A 13,330-nucleotide genomic window follows, 5' to 3' on the forward strand; every position below is an offset into this window, starting at 1 on the left:
AGTCGTGGGGTGGTGTGGCCCATGCCCGACCCGAAGAACCCGCAGAACCGGCAGAACCGGCAGGACCGGACCGGCGCGCCGGCCGAAGGACTCTCCGACGCGCCGGGCAGCGCGCCGGAATCGTTCGAGCCGCCGCCCGAGACGGCCGCGGATCGCCGTCGTCGGCGCGCCCAGTTCCTGCGCGAGCTGCACGAGGCGAAGGCGCTGCGCGACCGCGTCCAGCCCCGGCGTGCGCGGGCGGCACGGATGCGCCAGGCGATGCGGATGCGGACCTTTCGCTGGTGACGGCGGCGGAGGGCGGTGGCGGCCGCGGTGTGACGCGGCACGGCGCGCGCGCCGCCTGTGCGCCGGGGCCGTGCGCCGGGCTCGCGCCCGCCCTGCCGCCACCCGTTCACCGACTCGATCAGACTGATGCACGACGCAAGAGCCGAAGACCTCTCCTGAAGCCGTTGTTTCTGCCACGATGCCGATTGGGCGGGGCGCCAGGAGGGCACCGCCAAATCGTCACACCTCTGATCAGTGGGAGAGTCACGGTGTACTTGGCCGCACTGCTCGCGCGCACCGAAGACGGGTGGGAAGCGAGCGACACAGAGATCGACGATGTGGAGACCCTGTCGGATCTGATCGAACTGGCCCGCGAGGCCTCGGTCGACGACGACACGGTCATCGTCTTCATCGAACAGGAGGACGCCTGGTTCGGCCTTCTCCGCGTCGAGGGCGAGGACGACCCTCGCATCTACGTGTCGGACGGGGCGGCCGCCGCCCGCTCCTCGTACGGGGAGATCCTCACCAAGGAACTCCTCGGTGACGACCCGGACGACGACACGGCCGACCTGGACGCACTGGACCTCGACGGCACGGAGGACGGCGAGCCTCTCGACCTGGAGGTCGACGACGAGGAGGCCACGGTTCCGGCCGCCGACGCGGTACCGGCCGCGCCGGTCGGCGACAGGCTGATCCTCGCGGACCTCGGCGTGGCGGAGAAGGAGCTGCTGGCGCTGGAGAGCGACGCGCTGGCAGAGATCGCGGACGCGCTGGGCGCCGCGGAGGTGCTGGAGACCGTTCGCTAGTGACAGAGGCAGGACCCGATCCCGTACGGGGTGACGTACAGAAGCCCGCGCCCGATCCCGTACGGGAGGACCTCCCGCGGCCCGCGCCCGAGCCGCCCGAGCCGACCATGCCCGGGCGGTCGGCGGCCGATCCCGTACGGGACCCCTGGCGGGATGCCATGCGGCTCGCTCTCGCCGAGGCCGACCGGGCCGCGCTGGCCGGTGACGTACCGGTCGGCGCGGTCGTGCTGGCCGCGGACGGTGGCATCCTCGCCGTCGGACACAACGAACGCGAGGCGACCGGCGACCCGACCGCCCATGCCGAGGTGCTCGCCCTGCGCCGGGCCGCGGCGCGCACCGGCGGGTGGCGGCTGACCGGCTGCACCCTCGTCGTGACCCTGGAGCCCTGTGTGATGTGCGCGGGCGCGCTCGTACAGTCGCGGGTCGAACGGGTGGTGTTCGGCGCGTACGACGAGAAGGCGGGCGCGGCCGGATCGCTCTGGGATCTCGTACGGGACCGGCGGCTCAACCACCGTCCCGAGGTGATCGCCGGCGTCCGCGGCGAGGAGTGCGCGGCGCAGCTCACGGCCTTCTTCCGCACGCGCTGAACACCCCCACGACCTGCACCGCGATACGGATTTCATCGCAGGGGCACCTTTGGGCTAAGCTCTCTCTCGGTAGCGTGTCCGAGCGGCCGAAGGAGCTCGCCTCGAAAGCGAGTGTGGCGCAAGTCACCGAGGGTTCAAATCCCTCCGCTACCGCTTCGATCGAAGGGCCCGGTGCATCGCACCGGGCCCTTCGGCGTACCCCGGCCTCTCCGTCGCCGCATGGACGGCACGACGCCCCGGCCGCCCTCGTGTCGCGCGGCCGGGGCCTCTTCACGTAAGGACGGGGGGAGCGGCATCGGGGGGACAAGCCGCTCCCCCGACGCGAACCGGTCCCGCGAGCCCACGCCGCGGCCGGGGGAGCTCGCGGCGCGGACCCCGCGGTGAGGGCCGGTTCCTCGCCCCGCGGTTTCCTGCCGGGTCCGCCGGGCTCGACAGCCGTACTGCTGTGCCGTCACCCTTCCGGGGGCGGCAAAGGGCCCGGATTCCGGGGCCCTTGGTCCCTGAAGGCCGGGTGAAGAGGCTCGGCTAGACTCACGCGACCACGCAGGGGCGCAGACACGGGAGGGCGCGGCAGATGGCGCAAGCGAAGAAGGTCGCGCTGTACGCGGTCGTGGTCTTCGTGCTGTACACGATCATCAATTCCCCCAGCCGGGCGGCCGATCTGGTCCAGGTAGGGTTCGAAGGCATATCGAGCGCCGCCCAGGGTGTCGGCGAGTTCATGACCGAGCTCATCAACTAGGAGTCCCCCGTGATCCGCCATCTGGTCCTCTTCAAGCTCAACGACGGCGTCGAGCGGGACGACCCGCGCGTGGTCGTCGGCGTGGAGGCCTTCAGGGCGCTGGGCGGGACCATCCCGGAGCTGACGTTCTGGGAGTGCGACTGGAACATCACCGACCGGCCGATCGCGTACGACTTCGCCATCAACTCGGCGGTCGAGGACCGGGACGCGCTGCAGCGTTACCTGGACCACCCCGCCCACCAGGCGGGTGTCGCCCTGTGGCGTGAGTTCGCCACGTGGGTGATCGCGGACTACGAGTTCTAGGGGTCTTCCGCTCCCCGTTCCGCTTCTTCCCAGGCCCCTCGCCGTTACGGCGAGGGGCCTTCTGGGTATAAACGATCCCTTTGACCCCCATATGCCGTCAACACGTAGCTATGCGGTGCTTGCACACAGTGGACATGTCTTGTGATGCTATGACCGCTTTTGATGGATGAGTTTGACCGTAGTTGACCAGCAAGAAGCAAGACCAGCCAAAGGGGTGGCGTGAACGTGCCGGCCAGTACAGCGCCTCAAGTGCCGCCCCAGAACGAGGCCGGCGGCCCGGACGCCCCGCGCCCCCGGCCGCAGAGCACCCGGGGCGCCGACACCCGCGCGCTCACCCAGGTGCTCTTCGGGCAGCTCAAAGGTCTCGAACCGGGGACTCCCGAGCACGACCGGGTGCGGGGTGCGCTCATCGAGGCCAACCTGCCGCTCGTGCGGTACGCCGCCGCCCGGTTCCGCTCCCGCAACGAGCCGATGGAGGACGTCGTCCAGGTCGGCACCATCGGCCTCATCAACGCGATCGACCGCTTCGACCCCGACCGTGGCGTCCAGTTCCCGACCTTCGCGATGCCCACCGTCGTCGGCGAGATCAAGCGCTACTTCCGCGACAACGTACGGACCGTCCACGTGCCGCGCCGGCTGCACGAACTCTGGGTCCAGGTCAACGGGGCCACCGAGGACCTGACGACCGCCCACGGCCGCTCGCCCACGACCGCGGAGATCGCCGAGCGCCTGAAGATCGGCGAGGATGAGGTGCTGGCCTGTATCGAGGCGGGCCGCTCCTACCACGCCACCTCCCTGGAGGCGGCCCAGGAGGGCGACGGACTGCCGGGGCTGCTCGACCGGCTCGGCTACGAGGACCCGGCACTCGCCGGCGTCGAACACCGTGATCTCGTACGCCATCTGCTCGTGCAGTTGCCGGAGCGCGAGCAACGGATCCTGATGCTCCGCTACTACAGCAATCTGACGCAGTCCCAGATCAGTCAGGAACTCGGGGTCTCGCAGATGCACGTGTCAAGGCTCCTCGCCCGCAGCTTCGCCCGCTTGAGATCCGCAAACAGGATCGAGGCGTAGCCGGAACGGGTAGACCGGTTCGGAGCAGTCCCTGACGGCTTTTCGGCACCCCAAATGCCGTACACCCCTTGTTTCCTGCGGATTTGCGCTTCCGCTGTGTCGACAAGTCACTACAGCGTGTTGCCGACATGTGACATTCTGCTGGAACCGCGTTTGCCGCAGCCCCGCCTCCGGTATTCAGGTGGAGGCTGCGTTCCTCCGATGGTCGTGGCCGCCGCGACCGTCCGCGACCTCAAGGGGGTGGCATGTCCGCAGAACAGGGCAGCTCGAAGGTGCTCACGCTCACGCCCACGCTCGCGCAGACGCCGGTTCAGATGCCGGCACAGCCGCAGCCGCAGGCCCAGAGCGAAGCACCCGCCGCACCGCTGGTCGTCTCGCCGGAAGCCATCGACACCCGCACGCTCTCCCGCTCCCTCTTCCTGCGCCTGCGTGCCCTGGACGACCAGGGCGCGGCGGCGGACAGCCCGGAGCGGACCTACGTCCGTGACACCCTCATCGAGCTCAACCTCCCGCTCGTGCGGTACGCGGCGGCCCGGTTCCGCTCGCGCAACGAGCCGATGGAGGACATCGTCCAGGTCGGCACGATCGGCCTGATCAAGGCCATCGACCGGTTCGATTGCGAACGCGGCGTGGAATTCCCGACGTTCGCGATGCCGACGGTCGTCGGCGAGATCAAGCGCTTCTTCCGTGACACCTCATGGTCGGTGCGGGTGCCGCGTCGGCTGCAGGAGCTGCGGCTCGCGCTGACCAAGGCGAGCGACGAGCTGGCCCAGAAGCTGGACCGCTCCCCGACCGTGCCCGAACTCGCCGCCGTGCTGGGCGTGTCGGAGGAGGACGTCGTCGACGGCCTCGCGGTCGGCAACGCGTACACCGCATCCTCGCTCGACTCGCCCTCCCCCGAGGACGACGGCGGCGAGGGCTCGCTCGCCGACCGGCTCGGATACGAGGACACGGCTCTGGAAGGGGTCGAGTACCGCGAGTCGCTGAAGCCGCTGCTCGCCAAACTCCCGCCCCGGGAGCGGCAGATCATCATGCTGCGGTTCTTCGCCAACATGACCCAGTCGCAGATCGGCGAGGAGGTCGGCATCTCCCAGATGCACGTCTCCCGGCTCCTGACGCGCACCTTGGCGCAGCTGCGCCAGGGCCTGATCGACGACTGAAGTCGGTCGCACCTGTTCCGAACTGACGCTTCGTCAGCAAAACTGGCGCCATGCGGCGACAGAGGTCACTTCTGACAGTGGTCGCGCTCTGCCTCGGCGGAGCGCTGACCGCCTGCGGCGGCGGCGAGGGCGAGGGGTACGCGGCGGTCGGCGCCGGCACCGGCCCGAAGGGCGCGGTACCCCCGTCGGGCCAGGTCACCCTGGTACCCCTCGACGGCCCCTCGGCATCCGCTTCGGCAAGCGGTACGACCCCCAGCACGTCACGCCCTTCGCCGGACGGTACGGGAGGAGGGCCGGGCTCACCCACGGGCGAGAGTACGGACGGGGGTACGGGCGCCGGTACGGGCACGGCCTCGGCGCCGGCCCCGGGCGCCTCACCCTCCGGGCACCCGCGACCCGGCGCGCCCCTTCCAGGGGCTCCCGGAACCCCTGGCACTACCGGCACGCCCGGCCCGGGCCCGGTCACCCCGCCCCGCACGTCAGCCCCACCGGCCACACCGGCCCCTGGGACGACACCGCCCGCGCCGGCCAGACCGGCCACGCTCACCGTCTCCCCGCCCGTCCTCGCGGACGCGGACAAGCGGTGGTGCGAGCGAGTCACCGTGACCTTCCGCAACACCGGCGGCACGGCCGCGCGTTCGGGCACCGTCACCTTCTTCACGCACGTCATCGGCGCGCTCGACGTCGACTGGGCGACGATCGAGTCCGCGCAGCCGCTGCCCTCGCCGATCGCGGCGGGGGCGGTGCGGACCCGGACGTACACCGTCTGCGTGGATTCCTGGCGGGTGCCGCTCGGCATGCACGTCGACACCCAGAAGGTCACCGCGACCTGGGAGTGATCCCGGCGCGGTGACGCCCCGCCGAGCCTCAGGCGAGGACCAGGGCGGCGACGACCGGGGTCGCGTACATCAGCGGCCAGGCGACGTGCGGATAGGAGCGGGCGCGGATCACGGTGACGACGGCTCCGGCGAAGTAGAGAACCGTGGCCGTCCCGGCCGCGAGGCCGATCGCCGGAACCCACAGGCCGACCACGAGACCTGCGGCACCCGCGGCCTTGGCGACTCCGAGCCGGGTCCACCAGGTGCGGGGGACGCCGTACTCGGTCAGCGGCTCGGCGACCCACGGCGCCTTGATGAAGACCGAGAGAGCCGAGAAGCCGACCATGAACGCGGCGACGGCGGTGACGACGACGTAGGGGGTGGACATCGGAGACACTCCTCGGATCGGGTGGCCGCCGAGCGTTTCTCGCTCGCACACCCGACTGACGGAGCGCACCGCACACGTGTGACAGGTACGGCGACCTTTTCCTGGGTCGATGACCGTCGCGGGGCTCGAGGAGTGAGCTTTTCCGGCCGGCGTCTGGTGCGGCCGCCCACCGCCCAGCTCCGACCCGCACACGCCCTCGGCGCTGCGGGGCGAGGGAGCCGGCGCCTGAGACCCCGCCCCGGGCCGCCCTCCGAGTGTGAAAGGCGCCCGGAGCCGGGCGGTCAGGGGTGGAGCGCAGCGGAATCGACGGAGCCGACACGACGAGGAAGGGGCGCCCCTTGAGGGGCCGGCGGAGGGCGCCGCCCTCGCAGAGAGGGCGGTCACACGCCAGGAGCCCCCAAGGGCCAGGAGCTCACGGCCACGGAGCCAGAACCCGACAAGAGCCCGGACTCAGCCCCGCCGGCCTCAGCCCCGGGTCCCCCTCAGCCCAGGGCCAGCCAGGCCACCCCCGCCAGGACCGCGATCACGGCGATCACGCCCACGATCAGGCCGACGCGGGGGCCGGTCGAGGCGGCCGCCTGCGGACGGCCCTGCGGGGCACCCTCGTCGACGAAGGCGCGGAACATCTGCGTGTTGCCGGAGGGGTCGTAGTTGCCCTCGGGGCCCTGACCGTGCGGTGCATGGGGGTTGTGTGCCATGGGGCAGGACCCTAGCGAACCGGAGGTTGCCGCCCCAAGCCCCGCCCCCGCCCCCGGGCGTTCCGGCACCGATCCCCCGCAACGCCTCCCACCTTTGCCGATTCTTTAGCGCAGTTTGACCGATTTAGTTTGCCTGAAGCAACCATCCATCTCTATGGTTGCCCTAAGCAACAAGATGTGCGGAGGCGTGGGGAGCCCATGGACACACGGAACCGTGACGACCGGTACGAGGCCCTGGCCCGCCAGGTCGGTGCCATCGGCGCCGTCAAGCGCGGACTCTCCCGGGCCCTGCCCGCCGAGTGCCCGGGCGGTTCCGCGATCGTCCTCGCCCTCCTCCACCACCACGGGAGTCTGCGGATGAGCCGCGTCTCCGAGCTGATGGCCGTCGACATGTCGGTCAGCAGCCGTCATGTGGCGCACACCGTGGAGCGCGGCTGGGTCGAGCGACTGCCCGACCCGGACGACAAGCGCTGCCGCACCCTGCGCCTCACCCCTGCGGGCGGGGCGATGCTCGCCGACCTCGACCGGCGGGTGACCGACCTGCTCGCCCGCACCCTCGCGGAGTGGTCCGACGACGACGTCGTGCTGCTCACCACCCTGTTGGCCCGTCTCCGCAGCTCCTTCGGGGACTGCCGGGCCCACCACGCATAGCAAGCACGCACGCAGCAAGCAGCAAGCAAGCCGGCAAGCAAAGGAAGTTCATGGCTACGACCACACCCGACTCCGGTGTGCGGGGCGGCCACGCCAAGCATGGAGGCCACGTCCCCGACGGGGCGCCGATGACGCACCGTCAGATCATGGAGGCGCTCTCCGGGCTGCTGCTCGGGATGTTCGTCGCCATCCTGTCCTCGACGATCGTCTCCAACGCCCTCCCCGAGATCATCAACGACCTGGGCGGCGGCCAGTCCGCCTACACCTGGGTCGTCACCGCGGCGCTCCTCTCGATGACCGCGACGACCCCGCTGTGGGGCAAGCTCGCGGACCTCTTCTCCAAGAAGCTGCTCGTCCAGATAGCCCTGATCATCTACGTCGCGGGCTCGGTCGTCGCCGGTCTCTCGCAGAACACCGGCATGCTCATCGCCTGCCGGGTCGTCCAGGGCATCGGCGTCGGCGGTCTGACCGCGCTTTCCCAGATCATCCTGGCGGCCATGATCTCCCCGCGCGAGCGCGGCCGGTACAGCGGCTACCTCGGCGCCACCTTCGCCGTCGCCACCGTCGGTGGCCCGCTCCTCGGCGGCGTCATCACCGACACCGACTGGCTCGGCTGGCGCTGGTGCTTCTACGTCGGCGTGCCCTTCGCGATCATCGCGCTACTCGTGCTCCAGAAGACCCTGAAGCTCCCCGTCGTGAAGCGTCAGGTCAAGGTCGACTGGGCGGGCGCCCTCGTGATCAGCGCGGCCGTCTCGCTGCTGCTGATCTGGGTGACCTTCGCGGGCGACAAGTACGACTGGATGTCCTGGCAGACGGCCGCCATGGTGGGCGGCTCGATCGTCCTCGGCGCGCTCTTCGTCTTCGTCGAGTCGAGGGCGAGCGAGCCGATCATCCCGCTGCGGCTGTTCCGCAACCGCACCATCACGCTCGCCTCGCTCGCCTCGCTCTTCGTGGGCGTGGCGATGTTCGCCGGCACGGTCTTCTTCAGCCAGTACTTCCAGCTGGCCCGGAACGAGTCGCCGACGATGTCCGGCGTCCTGACCATCCCGATGATCGCCGGTCTGTTCGTCTCCTCGACCGTCTCCGGCATGGTCATCACCAAGACCGGGCGCTGGAAGGCCTGGCTGGTCAGCGGTGGTGTCCTGGTGACCGGCGGGCTCGGACTGCTCGGCACGATCCGCTACGACACGGAGTACTGGCACATCGCGGTCTTCATGGCCGTCCTGGGTCTCGGCCTCGGCATGATGATGCAGAACCTGGTCCTGTGCACGCAGAACCAGGTCGACCCGGCCGACCTCGGCTCCGCCTCCTCCGTCGTCACCTTCTTCCGCTCGCTCGGCGGTGCGATCGGTGTCTCGGCGCTCGGCGCGGTGCTGGCCAACCGGGTCACCCACTACGTCCAGGACGGCCTCGCCGACCTCGGGCCGAAGGCCGCCGGGACGGCCGGCGGCGGTTCGGGCGGCGGCATCCCCGACATGGACAAGCTGCCGGCGCCGATCCGTACCGTCATGGAGAGCGCGTACGGGCACGGTGTCGCCGATGTCTTCCTCTACTCGGCGCCCTTCGCGCTGCTCGCCTTCCTTGTGACCTTGTTCATCAAGGAGGTGGCGCTGAAGAGCGGCTCGAACGAGCCGGCCAAGGAGCTCCCGGCCGACCCCCCGGCGACCGCCGAAGCGGCACCGGTCACGGCGCAGGCCACCGGCCTGACCGTCAGCGGAACCGTTCGTACCGCCGAAGGCTCGGACGTGCCGGGCGCGACGGTCACGCTGATCTCGCTCGGCGGGCAGCAGCTCGGCCGCGCGACCGTCCGGGACACGGGCGGGTACGCCTTCGACGCGCCCGGCGCCGGGTCGTACGTCCTGATCGCCTCCGCCGACGGCTTCCAGCCGCAGGCTTCCACGGTCGTCGTGCACGACGGCCCGCTCACCCATGACGTGCTCCTGACCGGCACCAGCGGGCTCACGGGCTCCGTCACCGCCGCGGAGGGCGGGGCGCCCGTCGACGGCGCGACGGTCGTCGTCACGGACGTACGGGGTGAGGTGCTGGCCTCCGGGAAGACCGACGCGGACGGCGGCTTCGCCTTCGCGGAGCTGGTTCCCGGCGCGGTCACGGTGGCGGTCACCGCAGCCGGACACCGTCCGCAGGCGCTGCCCGTCGAGATCGGCGGCCAGGGCGCGACCCGGCTCGACGTGGCCCTCGCCGCCGGAGCGGTCGTCCACGGCACGGTCCGCGCGGGGCTCGACCACCGGCCGCTGGCCGACGCACGGGTGACCCTGGTCGACGCGGCGGGGAACGTGACGGCGTCGGCGACGACGGACGCGGACGGCACGTACGCCTTCGCCGACCTGGACGCGGGCGAGTACACGCTCATCGCGACCGGCTACCCGCCGGTGGCGGGGCGGCTGACCGTGACCGGCGCCGGAGTCGACGGCCACGACATCGAACTCGCCCACCCGGGCGAGTGACCGGCCCCCGGCCCCCGGCCGCGCGTCGAGCGGAGACGCGACCGGGTCCGGGGCGGCGGGCAGGGCGGGCGATCCGCGCCCCGGAGGAGATCCGGGCCCAGGAAGGGGACGGCCTGCCGCCCCGCTGTTTTCCGAACGAGAGAGTGGTAGTGGCGATGGGACTGCACGCACAGGTGCGGACGCGGGACGGCTGGCCGGTCCCGCACGCGGTGGTGACCGTGACCGACGGGTCGGGCGGGCAGGCCCTGCGGGCGGTGGCGGACGCGGACGGGGTCGTACGGTCCGATCCGACGCAGGCGCCCGCACTGTCGCCGGGCCCGTACACGGTCGTGGTGACCGCCCTCGGCTACGCGCCGGACGCGCGCACCGCGCTGGTCGGTGCGGCCGGCCGGGCCGAGGTGGGGACCGTCGTCCTGGCCCGCGCGGGCGGTACGGAACTACCCGCGCCCGGCGTCTGGACCCTGGACGCGGCGCACTCCTCGGTGGGGGCGGTGGCCCAGCACCTCGGGATCTCCAGCGTGCACGGGCGGTTCACCGAGTTCACCGGCCGGATCGAGATCGCGCCCGACGTCCTGGCGTCACGGGTGGAGGCGGTCATCGCGGCCGGATCCGTCGACACGGGCAACGGCTTGCGGGACAAGCACCTGCGCTCCGAGGACTTCCTGGACGTGGACCGCTTCCCGGAGATCACGTACCGGAGCACGGCGCTGCGGGCGGCGGGCCCGGACCGGTGGACCGTGGCGGGCGAGCTGTCCCTGCGGGGCGTCACGCGCGAGGTGGCGCTCGACCTGTCGTACCTGGGCACGGGACCGGACCCGTGGGGCGGGGTCCGGGCGGCCTTCCGGGCGGAGACGGAGCTGCGACGCGAGGACTTCGCGATGCACTACAACCAGGTGGTGTCGGCGGGCATCGCGGCGATCGGCACGACGCTGCGGGTGACGCTGGACATCCAGGCGGTGCGGGCCGGCTGACGGCCTCGTCATTCGGTCCGGGCGGCCATGACCTCGATGCCCGCGATCAGGATGTCGAGGGCGTAGGCGAAGTCCCGCTCCCAGATGTCGCTGACGCTGCCGTGCGAGACGCGCTCGTCCAGGATCTCCTTCATGTCCGCGACCTGTACCGCGAATTCCGGATCGTCGCGGAAGGCCGAGACCGCCTCCGTGAAGAAGTCGTCCTGCGACATACCGGCCTCCGCCGCGCGCCGGCCGAACTGGGACTCCAGCGTCCCGTAGCCGTACACGAACTGGAAGACCGCCGACATCGCGCCCGGCAGGCCGTGCAGCGGCAGGCCGGTGTCCCTGATCGCCTCCTGGATCTTGGTGCCGACGGCGATGGCGTTCGGTCCGATGTTCAGGTACGAGCCGGCGCACGGCGAGGCCCAGGCGTGACGGACGAGCATGCGGCGGAAGGCGAGGGCGAGCGCCCGGATGCGCCCCTGCCACCCCCCGGCGGCGTCGACGGCGGCGAGGTCGATCTCGCCGTAGAGGGCGTCGAGCGCGAACTCGATGATGTCGTCCTTGGTGTCCACGTACCAGTAGAGCGACATCGCGGTGACGTTCAGCTCCGCCGCGAGCCGGCGCATGGAGAACTTGGCGAGGCCCTCCTCGTCCAGCATCCGGATCGAGGCGGCCACGATCCGGTCGCGGTCGAGCCCGGCGGGGCCGCCCCCCGCGCGGGCGGCCCTCTTCTCGAGCCAGACGCTGGAACGCGCCGGGTTCTTCGCCCGGTCGGCTGCCTTCACCATCGCGTTCCTCCTCGTCAACGATCGATGCCCATGCTATGCACCGGCCGTCTTCTTCTCGGACGGCTCCGACGGCTCGGACGGCTCGGACAGCTCCGACACCCCCGAGGGCGCGGCCTGCTCCACCCGCTTCTCGGACCGTTCGGCGCGCGCGAGCAGGGCCGCCGCCACCAGGCCACCCGCGAAGACGGCGATCGCGCCGACCAGCTGGCTGGTCTGGAGCCCCGAGGCGAAGGCGTCGGAGATCTCCTGCCGCTCCGCACTGCCGCCGGCCGCCGCGAGGGCTGCGGGCAGAGAGGTCGCGGTGACGGCGACGAGCGCCGCGAAACGGGCGTTGAGGACCGCTCCGAGGACGGCGACACCGAGGCCGTTGCCGAACTCGGCGAGGGTGCCGTTGATACCGGCGCCCACTCCGGCCTTCTCCGGCGGGATCGCGCTCATGATCGCGTTGGCCATCGCCGGGGAGGAGACGGCGATGCCGCCGCCCATCAGGACGAGGCCGAGGAGCATGCCCCAGTAGCTGCCGTCCGTGCCGCCGCCGAGCAACGAGATGCAGGCGAGGCCGCCGGCGACCAGGGACATGCCCAGCACGACGGTGGGCGGGGTGCCGAGCTTCATCACGATGCGCGGGCCGATGCCGGTGAGGTTGAGGCCGACGATCGTGAGCGCCAGCGGCGCCATCCGCAGACCCGCCTCCAGCGGCTCGTAGCCCAGCACGAACTGCAGGTGCTGGGTGAGCAGGAAGAGCGATCCGCCCATGCCGAAGACGACCAGGATCGAACCGCCGATGGCGCCGATGAACTTCTGGTTGCGGAAGAAGTGCATGTCGAGCATCGGGTACGGGATACGCAGCTCCCACAGCGCGAAGGCGCCGAGAGCGAGGACGCCGATCGCGGCCGGGATCAGCACGTCCGTGGAGAGCCAGCCGTGCTCGGGGCCGGTGATGATCGCGTACACGACGGCGGTCATGCCGATGGTGGAGAGCAGCGCGCCGAGCAGGTCGGGGCGCGCGCCCTGCGGGTTCTTGGACTCGGGCACGAGCTTGAGGACGGCGATCAGGCCGACGACCGCGACCGGGATGTTGATGAGGAAGATCATTCCCCACCAGAAGTGGTCGAGGATCACGCCGCCGATCAGCGGTCCGCCGGCGAAGCCGAGCGAGGCGACCGTGGACCAGAGCGCGATGGCCTTGACCCGCTCGGAGTCGTCGAAGATCTGCATGACGACGGCGAGCGTGGTGGTCATGAGCAGCGCGCCGCCGACGCCCATGCCCGCGCGGGCGGCGATCAGCTGCGCCGTGGAGCCGGCGAGTCCGGCGGCGAGCGAGCCGAGGCCGAAGAGCGCGAGTCCGGTGGCGAGGAGCTTCTTGCGGCCGTAGCGGTCGGCGGCGTTGCCGGCGGTGAGGAGCAGGCCGGACTGGACCAGCGAGTACGCGTTGATCATCCACTGGATGTCGGCGGTGGTCGCGTGGAGTTCTGCGGTCAGCGAGGGGATCGCGACGCTCAGGACGGTGTTGTCGAGCAGCACGGTGAGCTGGGCGAGGCAGATGACCCCGAGGATCAGCCAGCGCTGCGGGTGCCCGCCGGTGGGGGCGGGGTGGGACTCGGCGGTCGTCGCCGTCATGGGGACAGGCTCCTTG

Annotated in this window: 15 protein-coding genes and 1 tRNA gene; 12 read left to right on the plus strand and 4 right to left on the minus strand. The window is 71.3% G+C overall.

The features are described 5' to 3' along the window. Positions 1–21: 21 nt before the first annotated feature. The 9 genes from IE136_RS03745 (at position 22) to IE136_RS35315 (ending at position 5,769) form a co-directional block, all read left to right on the plus strand. Positions 22–285, plus strand: coding sequence for a hypothetical protein (locus tag IE136_RS03745; RefSeq protein ID WP_158988677.1), 264 nt, complete (start codon positions 22–24; stop codon positions 283–285). 248 nt (positions 286–533) lie between these two features. After that, positions 534–1,070: a tRNA adenosine deaminase-associated protein gene (locus IE136_RS03750; protein ID WP_158988676.1), complete on the plus strand. Its 537-nt coding sequence runs from the start codon at positions 534–536 to the stop codon at positions 1,068–1,070. 107 nt (positions 1,071–1,177) lie between these two features. Further along, positions 1,178–1,657, plus strand: coding sequence for a tRNA adenosine(34) deaminase TadA (gene tadA / locus IE136_RS03755; RefSeq protein ID WP_158994500.1), 480 nt, complete (start codon positions 1,178–1,180; stop codon positions 1,655–1,657). A gap of 68 nt (positions 1,658–1,725) precedes the next feature. After that, a tRNA-Ser gene (locus tag IE136_RS03760) sits at positions 1,726–1,810 on the plus strand. A 421-nt stretch (positions 1,811–2,231) separates the two neighbouring features. Then, on the plus strand, positions 2,232–2,396 hold the full coding sequence (locus IE136_RS03765) for a hypothetical protein (protein ID WP_189599421.1): 165 nt from the start codon (positions 2,232–2,234) through the stop codon (positions 2,394–2,396). A gap of 9 nt (positions 2,397–2,405) precedes the next feature. Then, entirely contained in the window at positions 2,406–2,699 is a 294-nt protein-coding gene (locus tag IE136_RS03770) for a Dabb family protein (protein WP_158988675.1), read from the plus strand. Between the two features lie 225 nt (positions 2,700–2,924). Next, positions 2,925–3,770 (plus strand): RNA polymerase sigma factor SigF, encoded by an 846-nt coding sequence (locus IE136_RS03775; RefSeq protein ID WP_158988674.1) that lies wholly within the window; start codon positions 2,925–2,927, stop codon positions 3,768–3,770. Between the two features lie 245 nt (positions 3,771–4,015). Next, positions 4,016–4,930 (plus strand): RNA polymerase sigma factor SigF, encoded by a 915-nt coding sequence (locus tag IE136_RS03780; protein ID WP_158988673.1) that lies wholly within the window; start codon positions 4,016–4,018, stop codon positions 4,928–4,930. A 602-nt stretch (positions 4,931–5,532) separates the two neighbouring features. Next, positions 5,533–5,769, plus strand: a complete 237-nt coding sequence (locus IE136_RS35315; RefSeq protein ID WP_229818618.1) for a hypothetical protein — start codon at positions 5,533–5,535, stop codon at positions 5,767–5,769. A 28-nt stretch (positions 5,770–5,797) separates the two neighbouring features. On the opposite strand, the gene IE136_RS03790 is transcribed toward IE136_RS35315, so the two are convergent. Together IE136_RS03790 and IE136_RS03795 are read right to left on the minus strand one after the other, a co-directional pair. Beyond that, positions 5,798–6,136, minus strand: a complete 339-nt coding sequence (locus tag IE136_RS03790) for a DoxX family protein (RefSeq protein WP_189599426.1) — start codon at positions 6,134–6,136, stop codon at positions 5,798–5,800. Between the two features lie 482 nt (positions 6,137–6,618). Next, the gene (locus tag IE136_RS03795; protein ID WP_158988670.1) at positions 6,619–6,834 is read right to left on the minus strand and encodes a hypothetical protein; all 216 of its coding nucleotides are present in this window, start codon (positions 6,832–6,834) and stop codon (positions 6,619–6,621) included. Between the two features lie 198 nt (positions 6,835–7,032). Between IE136_RS03795 and IE136_RS03800 the strand changes: the two genes are divergently transcribed. The 3 genes from IE136_RS03800 to IE136_RS03810 all read left to right on the plus strand — a co-directional run bounded on the left by IE136_RS03800 (position 7,033) and on the right by IE136_RS03810 (position 10,921). Further along, positions 7,033–7,485, plus strand: a complete 453-nt coding sequence (locus IE136_RS03800; protein ID WP_158988669.1) for a MarR family winged helix-turn-helix transcriptional regulator — start codon at positions 7,033–7,035, stop codon at positions 7,483–7,485. Positions 7,486–7,613: 128 nt separating this feature from the next. Then, positions 7,614–9,950, plus strand: coding sequence for an MFS transporter (locus IE136_RS03805; RefSeq protein ID WP_506417204.1), 2,337 nt, complete (start codon positions 7,614–7,616; stop codon positions 9,948–9,950). A 155-nt stretch (positions 9,951–10,105) separates the two neighbouring features. Beyond that, positions 10,106–10,921: a YceI family protein gene (locus IE136_RS03810; protein ID WP_158988667.1), complete on the plus strand. Its 816-nt coding sequence runs from the start codon at positions 10,106–10,108 to the stop codon at positions 10,919–10,921. Between the two features lie 8 nt (positions 10,922–10,929). Here IE136_RS03810 and IE136_RS03815 read toward each other — a convergent pair whose 3' ends face one another. Further along, positions 10,930–11,694: a TetR/AcrR family transcriptional regulator gene (locus IE136_RS03815; protein ID WP_189599430.1), complete on the minus strand. Its 765-nt coding sequence runs from the start codon at positions 11,692–11,694 to the stop codon at positions 10,930–10,932. 33 nt (positions 11,695–11,727) lie between these two features. Next, the gene (locus IE136_RS03820; protein ID WP_189599432.1) at positions 11,728–13,314 is read right to left on the minus strand and encodes an MFS transporter; all 1,587 of its coding nucleotides are present in this window, start codon (positions 13,312–13,314) and stop codon (positions 11,728–11,730) included. Positions 13,315–13,330 lie beyond the last annotated feature (16 nt).

The sequence above is a fragment of the Streptomyces lateritius genome, from assembly GCF_014649715.1.
GTDB lineage: Bacteria > Actinomycetota > Actinomycetes > Streptomycetales > Streptomycetaceae > Streptomyces > Streptomyces lateritius.